This is a genomic window from Lentilactobacillus parafarraginis DSM 18390 = JCM 14109 (assembly GCF_001435895.1).
GTDB lineage: Bacteria > Bacillota > Bacilli > Lactobacillales > Lactobacillaceae > Lentilactobacillus > Lentilactobacillus parafarraginis.
Map to the genome: position 1 here is coordinate 22,523 of NZ_AZFZ01000025.1, position 17,595 is coordinate 40,117.

The window sequence follows — 17,595 nt, forward strand, 5'->3', positions numbered from 1 at the left end:
TCATTTGCTGAAGGCTCCCTTCTTTCCGATAAAGTGAACGAGCAAGTTAAAGAACAGCGACATTGCTAACAGCACCAGGGCTAATGACCACAGGGCATCGTTTTGAAGTGATCCCATAACGGTATTACCCATCCCGGCAGTCAATACTGACGTTAACGTCGATGCCGGCGATACCAAATTGTGGGGCATTAACGAGGCGTTACCAATCACCATTTGAACGGCGAGGGCTTCCCCAAACGCCCGGGCCATTCCGAACACGACAGCGGTCAGAATTCCCGGAGAAGCGGCTCTTAGAACCACCTTCCAGATGGTCTGCCATTTAGTTGCTCCCAATGCCAAAGATGCTTGCCGGTAGTAAGTCGGGACTGATTTTAACGAATCAACGGTCATTGAAACGATCGTCGGCAGAATCATAACGAACAGGACAAATGTTCCGGACAAGATTCCAAAGCCACTACCGCCAAAGGTGTTTCGAACGAACGGGACAACGACGGACAAACCAATGAATCCGTAAACCACCGAAGGAATTCCCACTAGTAGTTCAGTCACTGGCTGAAGAATCTTTGCGCCGCGCTTCGGTGAAATTTCCGTCATGTAGACCGCCGTGCCAATGGCAAACGGGGTCGATAAAATGGCGGCCAAAATTGTCACCAGAAATGACCCAACAATCATCGGCAGTGCCCCAACAGCCGCATGGCCACTAGGGGTTTTTGCACCGGGGTTCCAGATGGTACCGGTAAAGAAGTCCTTCATGCTGATATGATCTTTCATAAACGTCGACATGCCCTTGGTTGCGATAAAGGCGATGATGCCAATGACAATCACCATGATCAATAACAGGGCTGAGAGACACAGAAGCCGACCAAATCGTTCGTAACGAGCGGTTTTTGATTTTTTCATTAACTGTTTGGCTAATTTTTGATTTTGCATTAGGCAACCCCCGATTCTTTACTTAATTGGCCCTTCCAGGTTCGTTGATAATGCATATCCTTCACAGAAATATACCCCAACTTATTAAAGAGGGTTGTCTGAATGTGTTTGGTTTGGAGGTAATTGAGAAACTTTTTGGTCAACCCGGTTGGCTTGCCGTTCGTATAGATGTGTTCATACGCCCAGATCTTCCAATGGTTTAACATGACGTTGCGCTCCGTTGGCGAAACCCCATCAATCGAAATTGGCTGAACATCTTTATTGATGTAGCTGAATGAAACATAACTCACGGCTCCTGGCGTTGATGAGACAATCTGCCGCACCGTCCCAGAGGAATCCTGCTCCTGAGCAACCGCACTGGAATGACCCTTCAAGGCATACTTTTCAAAGGTTACCCGTGTACCGCTTCCCTGCGTTCGGTTAATGAGCGTAATTGGGATGTTCTTTCCACCGACTGCTCGCCAATTTTTGACCTTCCCGGTAAAAATAGCGATTAATTGTGACGTCGTCAGTCTGGTGACGCCGACTTTCTTATTAACAATCGGCGCAACCCCAACCACGGCAATCTTATGATCAACCAAATGTTGCGGGTCAATGCCGGCCTTCTCCTGAGCAAATAAATCGGAATTCCCCATCTGAACGGCGCCAGATTCAATCTGACTGAGGCCGGTTCCAGAACCGCCGCCCTGCACATTAATGAAGATACCGCTATGTTCAGCAGAATACTGTTCACTGGCGGCTTCAACCAGCGGCTGAAGGGCGGTTGACCCAACGGCAGTGATGGACTGCTGATTGGTTGCCCGCTTACTTCGGGTGGTATACGAGCCGATTCCAGCAATAATCACAACTAAAACCAGGATCCATTTAACAAGTGTTCGTTTCCGCATCAATATTTCCTCCTAATCTCCATATTCAATTGTATTAAATCAATGTAAATATTTGATATTCGAATTGTAAAAGTTATGTAAAAGAGACACCGGGTGTCGTTAATAATGGCCGGCAAATCAAAAAAAGATCAGCTTTTCCCGGCTAAATAACCGAAAAAAACTAATCTTTTGTATTCGTTGAACCTAAATTCGAGTTAGGCGCAGCCGGCGGCTCATTTAATTTATGGGCCATCGTTGAATCACCGGTATCACTTTCGTTGATCGGAAATTCCACGGTAAACGTGGATCCCACGCCGCGCTGACTCTTAACGTGAATCACCCCGCCGATTGCATCAACCAGTTCCTTGACGATTGCCAATCCTAAGCCAGTCCCACTCACCTTTTGTTTGGTCCGAGAATCATCAGCCCGGTAGAATCGCTCAAATAATCGGGAAGTATCCTTCTGAGCGATCCCAATGCCGGTATCGGAAACCTTGAGCTGCCAAAAACTATCACTGGCAGAATAACCGATTGTCACCGACCCGCTTGGTCGATTGTACTTAATCGCGTTACTGACAAGATTTTGAAAAATCCGCGTCAAATTCTGGGGATCGCCATTGATGACCGCATTTTCCGGAACCTGATTAATTAAGGAGATATCTTGGACCCGGGCCATTGAAATATACGATTCCAGATGGGAATCGACAAAGTCCTTCAAGTTGATTGCCTGGGTTTGGTGGGGACCGCCATTTTGAATGTGCGAAATTGTCAAAACATCCTGAATTAAGGACGTTAACTGCGTGCTTTGCTGATCGATAATTTTGAGGAACTCAACCAGCGTCTTTCGATCATCCATCGCCCCACCGAGTAAGGTTTTGGCAAACCCAGAAATCGCCGTTACCGGGGTCTTCAATTCATGGCTGGCATTGCGGAGAAAGTCAATTTGCATTTGTTTAACGTTAATGATGTCTGAAATGTCATAGACAATCACTGATACATGAAAATCATTATCCAACTGGTTAAAGACGACACTGGTATCCCAAGTTTGCGAATTATCGCCAACGCTTCGAACTTCGGCATGCTGGGAATGGTGGTCGTTAAAAACCTTTTCGATCAATGATAGCAGCTGATAGTTCCGAATATCTTGCGAATACGGGTGCGGTTGATTCATGATCGTGTGCTGCAGAGTGCTCGCCATTCGATGATTAGCAAAAATCACGTCCTGGCTGGAATCAATTACCATGATTCCCACTGGTAAACTCGACAAAATCGTCACCAATTCGGTATTGCTATTTTTGATGGTCTTGCTGGCATCCTGTTGGCGCGACTGCAATTCGGTAAGCTGATCGGCAATCTGCTTATAGGGATTCCCTGGCCGAACGAATAGCGGCGACACCGGCTGGTGATTAACAATATTTTTCGTCATTCGTTCCAATTGACGGCGAATTTTTTCGTTCTGGTAAAAGTCACCGGTCGCTCGGAGGATGATCACAACAAGGACAATCATGAGTACCAGACAGAAGAACAGCCAATCACGGCTATTTTTGCTAAAGGCATAAAAAAGCATTGCCATTTCGGCGATGCTTAATCCTAGGATAATCATTATTTGTTGATACGCTTTACTCAGCGTCATCATCCCCAGTCGAAAATTCGTATCCAAATCCGCGAACCGTTCGTAAATATTTAGGATTCTTGGGATCCGGTTCAATCTTTTCGCGCAAATGGGCAATCTGAATGTCAACCATCCGGCTCTGACCGGAATAATCAAAGCCCCACACACCCTGCAATAACTGGTCACGGCTTAAAACCTGATTTTCATGACCAACCAAGTACTGCATCAGTTCAAATTCCTTTGGTGTCAACTTCAAATTTTGGTGGTGCGCAGTAACCTTGTACTGCGTATAGTTAATCGTAAACGGTCCGGTTGTTTCAACTTCGCCCTTTTCAGTCTTTGTATCTGGTTGGTTGGCGGTGGCAGCCGACTTCTCGTAACGCCGTAAAACAGCGTTGATTCGGGCAATCACTTCTCGCGGACTGAATGGTTTTGGAACGTAATCGTCCGCGCCGATCTCAAGACCAAAGACTTTATCGAACTCAGTATCTTTAGCGGTCAAAACGATCACGGGCGTATCATTTCGATCCAGACGAAGCTTTTTCAAGACATCTTCGCCCGACATTTCTGGCAACATCAAATCTAATAGGACAATATCATAATGATTCTTTTCAATCATCGATAACGCATCAGTGCCGTTTGTCGCGCTTTCAACATCAAAACTCGCCTGTTTAAGATTATACTCGAGCAACGTCACAATTGCTGGTTCGTCGTCTACGACTAATACTTTCTTCAAGGGAATGATCCTCCTATGGGTGCTATGAGTGCTTTCGATTATTCAAATGATTGCGCATACGTTTTAACCCCAATTTCATGGGGCGAGTTCTTAAAAATTGCCGATTCAGTCATTTTGAGCTGGTCATTTCGGTCACGAACTTTAAATCGGCAATACGTTGGGCTGGTCGAAATGGCTCGATAAAACTGATCTTCGTTCGTGACTTGAATGCCATTCACCGTCAAAATCACGTCGCCAACATCCAAATCCATCTTAGCAGCCGGCGTTCCTGGCTGAATGCCGATCACCCGAATGCCGTCCATCACTTCGCTATATTCAAAATTCTGGTGGCGGTCCCGCCGGCGTGCCAATCCCAGCACCCCATAATAGGCGCCGATCAAAACGACAAGCGCGGTTAACGTGAATTGCGGAACAAAGACCGTCACAACCAGAAGCCCAATCCCAAACACCGCCACTCCGATAAGTTCTCGACTAAGTTGTTTAAAGAACGCCCGGGGGGCACTCTTGGCAACGGTCATTTTTAAGCCAATTAAGATCGGCAAAAAGACCAACACGTAAGCATGCCCATGAATCTGAAATAGTGGGATAAAGCTCATATTTATTTTAATCCAATCGCCAGGCATCAGCATCAAAAAAGGGATGACAGTTAATTCGTTAAACGGAAAAACGGCCACTTTATTGTTCCGCGTGTTTCGCGCAATTGCCGGTGAATCAAACCGGCCGGCATTAAAACGAATGAAGATCCCGGTCACCAATATTATCAAACTGGTGATTAATAAAAAGTTTAACGGGTTCACCGCTTGGCCGCCAATACCGAGGTGATTTAACCAACTTTCAATTCCGGACAACGCGGGAATATGCGGCATGATCATGGTGACCACCGCGGCAATGACAGCGGCCGTCACCCCCAAAAACTGACCAGGGACCAGAATCAAACTTACTAAAATCAGTGCTTCGTATAGAATCACCCATTGAGCGGAAACGACCAGCAACCAGCTAAAAATGATTGACAAACAGACCCCTAGGATCAAGCCGCTGCGAACAAAGTGCCGTCCCTCGTAAAATTGGTCGTAAATCGCTGATCGGAAGAGTTTTCGTTCCCGATTAAGCCGATTTGTATGAATTAAGTATGCCCGAATCACCCCAACCCACAATACTGGCTGAAGTCCGTAAAATCCAATTGCAATCAAAAATTTCATAGATGTATTCCCTCATGACTATTAATGTCTCAAGTATAGCATTGATTAAACCGGTTTTAAAAGCAGCGTTTGGGGAAATTACTGAAAATTCATATCAAAAAAGCGGCCCGCTGATTCGTTTGCGGTCCGCCTTTCATAAAGTGTCTTAAGAATGGCTTCTAGTTCTCTTAATCATTATTCAGGGTTATCCTGACTCAGCTGCCATTGCAGATAAGCGTTAATGAACGGGTCAAGGTCTCCGTCCATCACCCCGTCTACATTGGCAGTTTCGTAGTTGGTCCGGTGATCCTTAACCATGGAATAAGGATGAAATACATAGGAGCGGATCTGAGACCCCCAGCCAATATCAAGTTGTTCCCCTTCAATTTTGGCCTTCTCCTCAGCCTTCTTCTGCTGTTCCAACTCATAGAGTTTTGATTTCAACATGTTCATGGCCGTTTGCCGGTTTTGCAATTGCGATCTTTGCGCTTGACTCGCCACAACAATCCCAGTCGGAATATGAGTGATCCGAACCGCTGAAGATGTCTTGTTAATGTGTTGGCCGCCGGCACCGCTTGACCGATACACGTCAACCCGTAAGTCGTCCGGATTAATATTAATCTCAACGTCATCGTTTAGCTCAGGCATCACGTCCACCGAAGCAAAGGAGGTGTGCCGCCGACCGGCTGAATCAAATGGTGAGATTCGCACCAGACGATGAACCCCCTTTTCGGAGCGTAAATAACCGTACGCATTTTCACCGCTAATTAAAACTGAAACACTGTTGATGCCAGCAACGTCACCGACCTGATAATCGAGGACGTCAACCTTGAAGTGGTGCGCTTCTGCCCAGCGGGTATACATTCGCAGCAGCATGGACCCCCAGTCCTGAGCTTCAGTGCCCCCAGCCCCAGGATGAATTTCAAGGATGGCGTTATTGTGGTCGTAGCGCCCGTTTAATAGAAGGCCCAGTTGATACTGATCCAGTTGCTTTTTCAATTTTTCTGCTTCAGTGACAAAGTCGTTCTGCATCCCAGCGTCCGGATCATCTTCAATAAGCTCAAAGGTTACCTTTAAATCCTCAAGTTCACTCGCTAGCTTAGTGAAATTATCCTTCTTAGTCTTCATCTGGTTTGTCTCATCAATCAGCTTCTGAGCAGCTTCCTGATTATCCCAAAAGCCCGGTTCGGCCATTTTTGACTCATTGATACTGATGCTTTCACTTAGGGCATCAAAGTCAAAGCGACCCCCTAAAGCCATCGATGGCTTGTTGCATCTCTGCCAGTTGTTTTTTTGCTTCATTTATTTCAAATGCCATAGTAATGCCTCATTTCAATTTATTAACCGTTAATTATAAAAGAGGCCCAAACAAAACGTTGTTTTGTGTCTGGCCTCTTCACTGATTATCGTTGCATATTTTGACGAATTTCTGCCTTCATGAATAGACGGGTTGCGTCGTAGTCAATATCAGCAATCATTTCCTCAAACATCTTATAACCTTCACGCTGGTATTCAACCAGTGGGTTCAACTGACCGTAACCTCGAAGGCCAATTGACTGACGAAGCTGATCCATCATGTCAATATGATCGGTCCAGTGAGAATCGACCACTCGAAGAATCACAACCTTCTCAAATTCAAGCATTTGCGAAGCATCATAAAGTTGCTCCTGCTTGTCTTTGTAAGCTTGATCAGCAAGCCCCATCAGCATCTTCTTAATTTCATCAGGCGTCTTATTTTCAAAGTCTTCCAATGAAATCTTATCAGGGCTGACCATTGCGGTAATGGCGAAGTCCAAGATCGTTTGAAGATCCCAATCTTCTTTTTCACCCTGGGTATGCAGATCAACGATTCGGTTAACCGTCCGTTCAATCATTGGCATAATGACCCACTTAAGGGACTTATCCTCTTCAATGACTTCTTGACGTTCACCGTAAATCACTTCACGCTGTTGACGCATCACATCATCATACTGCAGCACGTTTTTCCGGGAATCGTAGTTATTTCCTTCAACCCGCTTCTGAGCAGATTCAACTTGCCGGGTAATCATCCGTGACCGGATCACGGCGTCTTCACCTTCAACATTGAGATGTTCAAGGAACGTCTTAATCTTATCAGAACCGAATCGCCGCATGAGGTCATCTTCAAGTGACAGGTAGAATTGTGACAAGCCTGGATCACCCTGTCGCCCTGAACGGCCACGTAACTGGTTATCAATCCGCCGTGATTCATGGCGTTCAGTTCCGATAACGGCAAGGCCCCCGAGTTCAACAACGCCCGGTCCAAGCTTGATATCAGTTCCTCGACCAGCCATGTTGGTCGCAATGGTAACGGCGCCCTTTTGGCCGGCATTGGTAACAATGTCAGCTTCCTTAGCATGGTTCTTGGCATTCAAGACCACGTGGGGAATTTGTTCCTCGTCCAGGCGCTTTGACAGATATTCGGAAGTTTCAACGGCGACCGTCCCAATTAACATGGGCTGGCCCTTCTTATGAAGCTGCTTGATTTCCTTAATAACGGCATCAAACTTAGCTTCCAAAGTTGGGTACAAAATATCTGGATGGTCAACCCGGACAACCGGTTTGTTCGTTGGAACTGAAATAACTTCCATGTTATAAATTTCGCGGAATTCTTCAGCTTCGGTCTTTGCGGTACCAGTCATGCCGGCAAGCTTCTTGTACATCCGGAACATGTTTTGATAGGTAATTGTTGCCATGGTCTTACTTTCCTCTTGGATTTCAACGCCTTCTTTGGCTTCAATTGCTTGATGCAGGCCATCGGAGAACCGGCGGCCCTGCATAATTCGTCCGGTAAAGGAATCAACAATCAGCACTTCACCGTCCTGAACCACGTAATCCTTATCACGAAGCATGATAAAGTTCGCCCGTAAAGCCTGGTCCAAATGGTGGGTTAAGGCCGTGTTGTCGGTATCATAAAGGTTCTTGAGGTTGAAGTACTTCTCAGCTTTTTCAATCCCTTTATCGGTTAGCGAAACGGTTTTAGATTCCAAATCAATCTTGAAATCGTCGTTTTCGTGAAGGGTTTTGGCAAACCGATCAGTTCGTTGGTAAAGTTCAGACGTCCCGGTTGCCTGACCAGAAATGATCAGTGGGGTTCGGGCTTCATCAATCAGAATTGAATCAACTTCATCGACAATCGCAAAGTTCAGCGGCCGCTGAACCATTTCTTCTTTATAGGCAACCATGTTGTCTCGAAGATAATCAAACCCGATTTCACTGTTGGTTGAATAGGTGATGTCGGCAGCATATGCTTCCCGCTTTTCGTCAGGTGACATTTCGGCCAAGTTGGCGCCAACGCTTAAGCCTAACCAGTTGTACAACTCACCCATTTCGGTGGCATCCCGTTGTGATAGGTACTCGTTAACCGTCACAACGTGGACCCCTTCACCAGCAAGGGCATTTAAATAAACTGGCATGGTGGCGGTCAAAGTTTTTCCTTCACCAGTCTTCATTTCGGCGATGTTACCTTCGTGCAGCACAATGCCACCCATAATTTGAACGTGGAATGGGTAGAGACCCAAAACCCGGCGAGCCCCTTCACGCGCAACCGCGAAGGCTTCCGGCAGAAGGTCGTCAAGGGTTTCGCCCTTTTTGTACCGCTCTTTAAATTGCGGGGTCTTCGCTTTCAATTCATCATCACTGAGTTGGCGATATTCATCGGCGTAAGCTCCGACCTTGTCGGCAATTTTGCTTAAACGCTTCTGTTCACGCTTATCGCTTTCAACCCATTTTTTTAAAACATTAGCCATTGAAAAATTCCCTTCTAAATCAAACTAGTCATTTTAAATTTAATCGTACTACTCAATTACATACTTTTTAATTGTAACATTCAAGCGGGGTAATGAAAACACCGAGATCACAAATAATATATTGACTTATCATAGACTACTTGGGAGAAATAGTGAAGTGAGATGGTAAAAATAGGCACTTTCTTAAATAATCGCCGATGACAAAAAGACTCCCTTTAAGTGACCAGTTTCCTGAGCGCCTAAAGGGAAGTCTTCGCAATTATTCTTCGCCGATTTCGATCAAACCGTAGCGGCCGTCATTACGACGGTAAACAATGTCAATGCCGGAAGTATCCGCATCTTCATAAATGAAGAAGTCATGACCCAGCATATCCATTTGCAGGATCGCCTCTTCGTTGTCCATCGGCTTTAAGGCCAATCGCTTTGTCCGGACAACATCAAATTTCGATTCATCGTCGGAATCATCAGCCGGCTGGGTTTCGTTTGGAATGAATTCCAAGTTCTTGAAGCCCTTTTCACGTGATTTCCGGTTAACTTTGGTCTTATATTTACGAATTTGGCGCTCGAGTTTATCGGTTACCAAATCAACGCTCGCATACAAGTCGTTAGAAACTTCTTCAGCCCGCAGTGTCAGGTATGGCAAAGGAATGGTTACCTCAACTTTAGCTTGTTTATCTGGATAAACCCTCAGATTGACATGAGCCGTGTTTTTCATGTCCTTTTCAAAGTATTTCTCCAGCTTGCTGATTCGTTTTTCGACGTAATCGCGAATCGCTTGAGTGACCTCAATATTTTCTCCACGAATGTTAAATATTAGCATAACGTTCTCTCCCTTCACCATTAATGATCCGGTAATGAAAGTGATTTCATTACTGGCTACACTTTTAGTATAAATGAAAGTTAGGCTTTTAACAATCATCAGCTCTGAATTAATTCATCTTGCCAGAGTGAGGCCGACAACCGATGCTGCCCCCGCGGCCATCAGGAGCCCGGCTGCGTGGCGAATTGTCGTCCCGGTGGTATAGACATCATCCACCAATACAACGGGTTTCGCCGTAATTTGAGCCTGCGTGTCCGGTTTTAATTTAAAGGGCTGTTCGGCCAGCACGCGAGTCAGCCGATTTTTGGCGGATTGGCGCCCAGTTTTCTGCTGTTCACGGGTCGCCAGGCACTCACATAACTTGAGTGACTCTAAAAGCCCCGTCACCTGATTAAATCCACGAGTCGCCATCGTACTTTCGTGGACCGGGATCGGCACAATTAGTCGGTGGGTCGTCCGGAGCTCGGCCTTCAGGATCGGCGAAAAAACAGCCCGGAGGCGGTAGTCCCCCATAAATTTATACCGCTTCATAAATTCACGCATGGCATCGTTGTATTCATAAAGGCTGCGACTGGCAAACGGATAAGGAAAACCCCTTCGCCACTTCTCACAATCCAAGCAGGGATCCGGCATTGCGGCCAATAATTTGCGCCCGCAAAGTCGGCAGGTTTTAACCCGGTTAAGGGGCGAAAATTGCCGGCGACAGGCTGAACAAACTGAATCGGTCGTCAACGCTTGAAACGACAAAATTTGACTCAGTGTGAGCCCCTGGTCAACCTGACCGTTACAGAGTAAACAATTCATGATAGTTGCCGGGCTTTCTGATTCATCTGCTTGATTTGCCGGTCACACGCCTTCACGCTGGACGATCTAGTGCTGCAATAAAGGAGAACCTGGCCGCCTGGTCGTTCGCTATTTCTACCAACCCGGCCGGCAATTTGCACCAGCGCGGCCGACGAAAAGATCCGGTCATCAGCCTTTAATACCAGCACATCGATGCCGGGAAAGGTAACCCCCCGTTCCAAAATGGTCGTCGTGATTAAAAAGTCCAGTGAACGTGACCGCATCGCCGCAACCTTTTCAAGCCTTTTCGGATCCGCGGAAAAGACCGTTTCATATCGGCAGCGAATCTTTTCTCTGGAAATGGCCGCCCCAACTCGCTGAAGATCCTGAATCGTGGGAACAAACAACAAAAATCGTTGCTTCGCCGCAACCAGCCGGCCAATCATGGTCATCACCTGTCCAGGAAGGCGGCTTTCTTTAATTTGCGCGGCAATCTTCGGTAATTTAATGATCGTCACTTCCGGAAGCAGGTGCCCATGATAGCGAATTGGTAAGTAGCCGACCGACAAGTAGCCGGACTTCACTGCCCGCAATAATGACCGGTCCGGCGTGGCGGTTAAATACAGCAGCCCACCGCTGGGCTTGATGGCGTTTGAAACGGCCGTGTGGAGCATTGGGTTGCCGGAAAACGGAAACACGTCCACCTCATCAATAACCATCACGTCAAACGCATGGTAAAACCTCAGCAATTGGTGCGTCGTGCATACCGTAATCTGGCAGTATTGATATGGCGCCTCACTTTTACCGTGCAGTAAAACGCTGCTCACGCCATCAAAGGCCGCTTGGATCCGGGGAAACAGTTCAATGCACACATCTACCCGGGGTGACGCGATGCCAATTCGTAAGCCGTGGCGAATTGCCCACTCAATTGTCGGAAACAGCATTTCAGTTTTGCCTGCCCCGGTCACAGCCCATAACAAATGGCGGCGATGGTCTTTAAAGACTTCGACAATCTGTTGCGCACACGCCGCCTGCAGGGCCGTCAAATGCCCCCGCCAACTCATCGGGTGCTTAACGGCCGCGAAGCGATTGGGTTCATCGACGGTTGCCAAGCCCTGAAGCGTATCCATTCTGCCCATTTGGATGCATTCATAGCAGTAAAATTGACCGCTCGGCAGTCCAGCCAGGGTTGGCTTTAGTTTGGCCTGACAGCGTGTGCAAACCCAACGACCGGCAATCTTGGCGAGCGCCGGCCGCACATGAATGTCTGGATGATGCTGAAGTTCCTCGGAAAGATCCGATAATTTTATTTGGCGTCCATACAACTCTGATATATGATTAATCATGTAACCACCTCATCTTATTAGATACGCAATTAATGGAGGACTGTTTTTGACAAATTTATCATTAACGATTAAACAAAATGGCAATCATGAAATCATTATCAAGAAATCCCGCTTCATCTGCACAATGGCCCGCATTTCAACCGAAGACCAGGCCAAGAAATTGATCGCCACAATTACCAAGGATAATCCAAAGGCCAACCACAACTGCTTTGCTTATGTGTTGGGAGATCAAGATCAGATTCAACGAGAAAGTGATAACGGCGAACCTTCGGGAACCGCGGGCGTTCCCATCCTTGAAGTATTAAAAATGAATGAGCTGCACAACGTGTTGGCCGTGGTCACCCGTTACTTTGGTGGCATCAAGCTTGGTGCGGGCGGCCTCATTCGTGCATACAGCAACGCAACGTCGACAACCATTGATCAGTTGGGAATCGTCAATTTGGTCACAAAAAAAGAGCTGATCATTACGATTGACTATAATCAGCTCGATTCCCTTAACTACTTTTTAACCCAAAAAAGCATTCCCGTTGAAGATACGGCCTATGCAACCGACGTTAAAGTGACCGTGCCGGTTGGCGAGTCGTCAATGGCCGATTTCAAACAACAGCTCATGGACCTGTTCAGTGGCAATGTCCACTTCACCGAAGGCCAGGACAAACTATTTGAAGAGCCTTTCTCCAGGCAGCAGCGTGAGAAAAAGGATCAACAACAATAAAAGCGACCGCTTAAACCATCAATCTCTTGATTGTTCAAGCAGTCGCTTTTTATGTAACCAGAGAAATCTTTATTTGTCATTTTTCCCCTGATTTTCTTTACTGGTGGTATCTTTAACCAGCTTTTTAATGCCATTTAATAATGGTTGGCGATCTTCCCCAACCAGGCCAATCGTTTCAACAAATAGCTCCAAACCAATCAACACCGCAATTGTGAGTAAAATGGATCCCCACAGCGTTGAGATTGGATAAAGCAACGAAATAAACGAAAAGATCAGGGCAATTCCATAAATGACCAGAACCGTTTGCCGATGGGTCAATCCAATCTGCATCAGTCGATGATGGAGGTGCCGCTTATCGGCGTGAGAAATTGGCTGACGGTTTAATAGCCGTCTAAAAATGGCGTAAACCGTGTCAGTAATCGGGACTCCTAAGATCATCACCGGAATCAGCAGTGTAATAAAGGTTGCGTTTTTCAACCCAAATAGCGAAAACACGGCCATCATGAACCCAATGAAGAGCGCGCCGGTATCACCAAGATAGATGCGCGCCGGAAAAGAATTGTACGGCAAGAAGCCCACGCAGGATGCCACCAGCGCAAAAATCATGATTGAAACAAAGATGTTCCCCACGTTCAGGAAAAACATCCCCGTAATCCCCATGGTTGTCAACGCAATAATTGACACGCCGGTCGCCAAACCATCAAGGCCGTCGATTAAGTTAACCGCATTGGTAATTGCCAGAATCCAAATCCAAGTGATCGGCAGGCTTAACCAGCCCAAGTGAACGGTAAAAAACGGCAGGGTAATGGTCGTCATTTTAACGCCGGCAAAAAAATAAACCCACAGGGCAGCCAGGGAAATGCCAAGAACCTTTTGGCGGGGCTTTAATTCAAAGATATCGTCGATGATCCCAGTCAGGATAATAATCGATTCACCACCATAGATCCCCCACAAAATTTTGGTTGGAAACTGGTTTCTTAGAAGAATCATCGTACAAAACGTATACGCAATAAAAATCGCCAACCCACCAATGGTTGGCATTGGGATCTTATTAACACGACGTTTATTTGGGCGATCCTCAGCCCCCACCGCAAATGCGAGCTTACGAATGAAGGGCGTGAGGACGGCCGAAATAATCATGGTCGCAAATAAAGATACAATGATTTCGAATTTCAAATTTGAAACCTCTCTTACTTGCAGTTATTATCAAATCAATTATACAGACGCCGTTTCATAAAAACAACCCGCCGGGCAAAACCCGCAACTATAAGAAAACGCTTACACGTTTGAACAACTATTTGTATAGTTCTTCACATTTATTGAGTTTGCGGAGCTTTTAATTGTCTTATTTCACAAAAACATTTATACTTTGGATTGTAAGAGAGCGGTGTTATTCAGATTATCTTATTTTTAAAAGTGAAAGGAGTTTTCACCATGGCTGACAAAGCAAATGTTACACAAGCTACGCAAGATGAGAAAAAAGATGCCCCAATCTTGGTTCAAATGGGAATCTTTGCCGGCGTCTTGTTTGTTTCCAGTTTAATTTCGCCATTATTCCCCCCAACCTTCCCGGTACCGGTACCCGTGGTCGGGTTGATTCTGCTCTACCTTCTCTTAACACTGCATATCGTTAAGGTTGAATGGGTTGAAAAATTTGCCACCTTCATGATTAGCATGATTGCCTTCCTCTTCGTCCCATCAGGGATCCAATTAACCGCTTCTCTGGATATCATGAAGGCTCAAGGGCTTCAGATCATTATCGCGATTGTTATTTCTACCGTTGTCTTACTAATTGTAATCGCTTACACGACATCGTTCTTTATCTGGATCCGAAAGACGGTCTTTCACGGGGATGTCAGCGTTAGCAGCGAAGCGAAGAAATAGAGAAAGGGTGAGATACTCATGACTGCTACTCAAACAACCATTTTGGCCTACTTGGGCACGCCAATTTTCGGGATTTGTTTATCAATTGCACTATTCTTATTCGGCCAATGGCTATTCAAAATCGGTAAGGGTTTCTTCCTATTCCAGCCACTATTCGTTGGGATGGTTCTCGGAATCTTCGTTCTGTGGTTAATGGCCAAAGCGTTTGGCGTTGACGTAACCTGGTTCTACACCAACGCATACAAACCAGGCGGTGACATCATCTTCTGGTTCTTAAACCCCGCCACAATTGCGTTTGCCGTTCCCCTGTATAAGCGGAATGATATCGTTAAACGATTCTGGTTTGAAATTATCATTTCACTGATTATTGGGTTATTCATTTCATTATTTATCATCTACGGTGTCTCCAAGCTTATGGGGATGGACAACAATGGGATTGCTTCGATGTTGCCACAAGCCGCAACGACCGCGATCGCAATGCCAATTTCCGGCGCAATTGGCGGCACCCCAGCCATCACTGCCATGGCATGTATCCTCAATGCCGTTCTTATCTACGCCCTGGCAACTTGGCTGATCAAGATCTTCCACTTGACTGAACCAATTGGTCAAGGACTTGGGTTAGGAACTGCCGGCCATACGGTTGGTTCAGCCAAAGCCCTGCAGTTAAGTTCAGCTGCCGGTGCCATGGCCGCAATTGCCGTGGTTATCATCTCAATTGTTGTTGACCTGGTTGTTCCAACCTTTGCCAACTTTATGGGACTGATAAAATAATCATCAATTAATCAATCCAAAGAAGCTTTCACTGGAAGCTTCTTTTTTTCGTCCGCCAATGATCGCCCGATCATCCGCAACTAGGTTTCATGCCCACACAAAAACCGGACACCTCTGATTAATCCAATTGGTGTCCGGTTATTTCGAATGCAATCGCAATGGGTTATCGCGATTACTCCTTTAGATGATAGTTATAAGTGGAAATGATAATGTTCTGCCGTGAATTCAATATAGTTCGTAAGCGTAAGCTGGTTTGATTATGCAAAATATTCTCCCAACGATGCTTGGGAACAAATTGCGGCACCAGAACAGTGGTTGAGTAGTTTCGATCCGCTGCCCGCTTAGCAATCACATCACAGAACCGCAGGGTTGGCTGAGCAATCGATCGATACGATGAGTGAATGTCAACGAACCGCACGTCAGGGAACTCGCGCTTAAACTGTTCTGAGGTCTTATGCTCCTTCTCAGGATTTGAATCAAAGGATACATGCATGGCGATGACGTAATCACCGATCGACTGGGCGTAACTCACCGCATTAGCCGTTACCCGCGTGACACCGCTCACCAAGACAATCACGGTTGACCCGTCAAAATGATGGGTCGCGGTAATTTCGGTATCCTCTTCAACTACCCGCAGCTGCTCGGCAACCCGTTTGTAATGCCCGTTGATCTTGTAAAAAATCTTCAACAGGATCGGCATGACAATCAAGTACGGCCAAACATTTGGGAACCGCAGGAGAAACAAGCAGACAACCAGTGCGAGGGAGATGAAGGCACCGATAAAGTTGATAACGGATTTGACGTGCCAGTTTTTACCGCGATTTCGCCGCCAGTGAATAATCATTCCCGATTGTGACAGCGTAAATGGGATAAACACCCCGACTGCATACAATGGAATCAATGAACTGGTTCGACCACCGAAGATTTCAATAAGAACAATCGCCCCGACAGCCAGAGAGATGATACCGTTAGAATAACCAAGGCGGTCACCCTTATCAAGGTAGGCGTGCGGTAAAAACTTATCCTTGGCCAGGTTATAGGCAAGAATTGGGAACGCCGAAAATCCGGTATTGGCAGCAACCGCCAAAATCATGGCCGTGGCTAATTGGAGCACGTAGTAGATAATGCCATGACCAAAAACGGCAACCCCAATCTGAGAAAGCACCGTTTCGTGCGGGTTTGGAACAATTCCAAGGTAGTAACTTAAATACGTAATGCCGCCGAAGAAGGCCGCCAAAATCGTCGCCATGATCGCCAGGGTGGCCGATGCATTATGACTCTTCGGTTTTTTAAAGTTCGGAACGGCATTACTGATCGCCTCAACCCCGGTCAATGAAGATGACCCGGATGAGAATGCCCGGAAGAACAGGATCAAAGTCATACCCTCAACCGGTGCCCCAATATGAGCCGCAGCATGGTACTGTAAATTCCCAGAAACGATGTTATAACCGCCATAGACGACCATTGCAATGATCATCACGATGAATAGGTAAACCGGCAAAGTCAGAAACGACGCCGATTCTCGAATTCCCCGCAGGTTCAACAACATAATAGCAACCACGATTAAACATGAAATTAATACTTGGTGGGAATACAGACTGGGAATCGCCGAAGTAATTGCTTCAGTTGCGGAAGTCGTTGATACGGCCACGGTCAGCATATAATCGACCAGTAGCGACCCCCCGGCAATTAACCCAGCCCGTTCACCCCAATTGGTGCTGGCAACCACGTAGGCGCCACCACCGGACGGATAAGCATGAATAATTTGCTGATAAGATAAAGTAATTGCAGCCAACAAAACCAAAACGAGCGCTGCAACCCAAATTTGATACATCAGTGCAGCGGCCGATAAGGTGATTAAGATTGTGGTAATTTGTTCGGTACCATAAGCCACGGACGATAGCGCATCAGATGATAATAGTGCCAGCGCTTTAAACTTTGTAAGCGCCTGGCCGCCCTCGTCAGTGGTTTTTAGCGGTTTTCCAATTAAAAACCGTTTTAAATATCGCCACATAGATCGTTACTCCTTTGATAAAATTTACCCTTTCGTAGTGAACCATAAAATAATAGTCCTTCTGACTCGGAAATACAAGGGTTGAATATGTATGAAAACAGTCAGTAACACCATACCACATAACCAAAAAAAGCGCCCAATAATGAGGTGTACCCCCAAAGTTAAAGTAAATA

At 46.3% G+C, this 17,595-nt stretch carries 15 protein-coding genes; 3 read left to right on the forward strand and 12 right to left on the reverse strand.

Annotated features, from left to right (window positions below; genetic code table 11):
* From pstC to FD47_RS07405, 10 genes are all read right to left on the reverse strand, one after another.
* Window positions 1–930: a phosphate ABC transporter permease subunit PstC gene (gene pstC, locus FD47_RS07360; protein WP_008210868.1), complete on the reverse strand. Its 930-nt coding sequence runs from the start codon at window positions 928–930 to the stop codon at window positions 1–3.
* Window positions 930–1,817 (reverse strand): phosphate ABC transporter substrate-binding protein PstS family protein, encoded by an 888-nt coding sequence (locus FD47_RS07365; RefSeq protein ID WP_008210870.1) that lies wholly within the window; start codon window positions 1,815–1,817, stop codon window positions 930–932. Before FD47_RS07365 ends, pstC begins: the two co-directional genes overlap by 1 nt.
* 160 nt (window positions 1,818–1,977) lie before the next feature.
* Complete coding sequence (locus FD47_RS07370; protein WP_338043338.1) at window positions 1,978–3,429, reverse strand: sensor histidine kinase; 1,452 nt, start codon at window positions 3,427–3,429, stop codon at window positions 1,978–1,980.
* Complete coding sequence (locus FD47_RS07375) at window positions 3,416–4,144, reverse strand: response regulator transcription factor (RefSeq protein ID WP_054734398.1); 729 nt, start codon at window positions 4,142–4,144, stop codon at window positions 3,416–3,418. Before FD47_RS07375 ends, FD47_RS07370 begins: the two co-directional genes overlap by 14 nt.
* Before the next feature lie 38 nt (window positions 4,145–4,182).
* Window positions 4,183–5,343: a PDZ domain-containing protein gene (locus FD47_RS07380; RefSeq protein WP_054734400.1), complete on the reverse strand. Its 1,161-nt coding sequence runs from the start codon at window positions 5,341–5,343 to the stop codon at window positions 4,183–4,185.
* A 174-nt stretch (window positions 5,344–5,517) separates the two neighbouring features.
* A protein-coding gene (gene prfB / locus FD47_RS07385) for a peptide chain release factor 2 (protein WP_191982192.1) occupies window positions 5,518–6,640 on the reverse strand; the annotation gives its coding sequence in 2 pieces (ribosomal slippage) (window positions 5,518–6,561 and window positions 6,563–6,640; 1,122 coding nt in all).
* Between the two features lie 85 nt (window positions 6,641–6,725).
* Window positions 6,726–9,089 (reverse strand): preprotein translocase subunit SecA, encoded by a 2,364-nt coding sequence (gene secA / locus FD47_RS07390; RefSeq protein WP_056980379.1) that lies wholly within the window; start codon window positions 9,087–9,089, stop codon window positions 6,726–6,728.
* A gap of 259 nt (window positions 9,090–9,348) precedes the next feature.
* Window positions 9,349–9,909 (reverse strand): ribosome hibernation-promoting factor, HPF/YfiA family, encoded by a 561-nt coding sequence (gene hpf / locus FD47_RS07395; RefSeq protein ID WP_054734403.1) that lies wholly within the window; start codon window positions 9,907–9,909, stop codon window positions 9,349–9,351.
* 114 nt (window positions 9,910–10,023) lie between these two features.
* The gene (locus tag FD47_RS07400; protein WP_054734406.1) at window positions 10,024–10,713 is read right to left on the reverse strand and encodes a ComF family protein; all 690 of its coding nucleotides are present in this window, start codon (window positions 10,711–10,713) and stop codon (window positions 10,024–10,026) included.
* Complete coding sequence (locus tag FD47_RS07405; protein WP_054734410.1) at window positions 10,710–12,038, reverse strand: ATP-dependent helicase ComFA; 1,329 nt, start codon at window positions 12,036–12,038, stop codon at window positions 10,710–10,712. Before FD47_RS07405 ends, FD47_RS07400 begins: the two co-directional genes overlap by 4 nt.
* A 46-nt stretch (window positions 12,039–12,084) precedes the next feature.
* Between FD47_RS07405 and FD47_RS07410 the strand changes: the two genes are divergently transcribed.
* Window positions 12,085–12,753 carry a YigZ family protein gene (locus FD47_RS07410; RefSeq protein WP_054734413.1) on the forward strand — a complete coding sequence of 223 codons (669 nt, stop codon included), beginning with the start codon at window positions 12,085–12,087 and terminating at the stop codon, window positions 12,751–12,753.
* A gap of 69 nt (window positions 12,754–12,822) precedes the next feature.
* Here the strand turns inward: FD47_RS07410 and FD47_RS07415 are convergent, their stop codons facing one another.
* On the reverse strand, window positions 12,823–13,929 hold the full coding sequence (locus tag FD47_RS07415; protein WP_056980381.1) for a glycosyltransferase family 4 protein: 1,107 nt from the start codon (window positions 13,927–13,929) through the stop codon (window positions 12,823–12,825).
* Between the two features lie 258 nt (window positions 13,930–14,187).
* Between FD47_RS07415 and FD47_RS07420 the strand changes: the two genes are divergently transcribed.
* A complete protein-coding gene (locus FD47_RS07420) occupies window positions 14,188–14,637 on the forward strand; it encodes a CidA/LrgA family protein (protein ID WP_008210889.1) in 450 nt (149 codons plus the stop codon).
* An 18-nt stretch (window positions 14,638–14,655) separates the two neighbouring features.
* The gene (lrgB, locus tag FD47_RS07425) at window positions 14,656–15,408 is read left to right on the forward strand and encodes an antiholin-like protein LrgB (RefSeq protein WP_008210890.1); all 753 of its coding nucleotides are present in this window, start codon (window positions 14,656–14,658) and stop codon (window positions 15,406–15,408) included.
* Window positions 15,409–15,580: 172 nt separating this feature from the next.
* Here lrgB and FD47_RS07430 read toward each other — a convergent pair whose 3' ends face one another.
* Window positions 15,581–17,422: an APC family permease gene (locus FD47_RS07430; protein ID WP_056980384.1), complete on the reverse strand. Its 1,842-nt coding sequence runs from the start codon at window positions 17,420–17,422 to the stop codon at window positions 15,581–15,583.
* Between the last annotated feature and the right edge of the window lie 173 nt (window positions 17,423–17,595).

Excerpts from the sequence above, each read along its gene's own strand:
- pstC (WP_008210868.1), bottom strand. The coding sequence starts at position 930 with ATGCAAAATCAAAAATTAGCCAAACAGTTAATGAAAAAATCAAAAACC.
- FD47_RS07365 (WP_008210870.1), bottom strand. The coding sequence starts at position 1,817 with ATGCGGAAACGAACACTTGTTAAATGGATCCTGGTTTTAGTTGTGATT.
- FD47_RS07370 (WP_338043338.1), bottom strand. The coding sequence starts at position 3,429 with ATGACGCTGAGTAAAGCGTATCAACAAATAATGATTATCCTAGGATTA.
- FD47_RS07380 (WP_054734400.1), bottom strand. The coding sequence starts at position 5,343 with ATGAAATTTTTGATTGCAATTGGATTTTACGGACTTCAGCCAGTATTG.
- secA (WP_056980379.1), bottom strand. The coding sequence starts at position 9,089 with ATGGCTAATGTTTTAAAAAAATGGGTTGAAAGCGATAAGCGTGAACAG.
- hpf (WP_054734403.1), bottom strand. The coding sequence starts at position 9,909 with ATGCTAATATTTAACATTCGTGGAGAAAATATTGAGGTCACTCAAGCG.
- FD47_RS07400 (WP_054734406.1), bottom strand. The coding sequence starts at position 10,713 with ATGAATTGTTTACTCTGTAACGGTCAGGTTGACCAGGGGCTCACACTG.
- FD47_RS07405 (WP_054734410.1), bottom strand. The coding sequence starts at position 12,038 with ATGATTAATCATATATCAGAGTTGTATGGACGCCAAATAAAATTATCG.
- FD47_RS07420 (WP_008210889.1), top strand. The coding sequence starts at position 14,188 with ATGGCTGACAAAGCAAATGTTACACAAGCTACGCAAGATGAGAAAAAA.
- lrgB (WP_008210890.1), top strand. The coding sequence starts at position 14,656 with ATGACTGCTACTCAAACAACCATTTTGGCCTACTTGGGCACGCCAATT.
- FD47_RS07430 (WP_056980384.1), bottom strand. The coding sequence starts at position 17,422 with ATGTGGCGATATTTAAAACGGTTTTTAATTGGAAAACCGCTAAAAACC.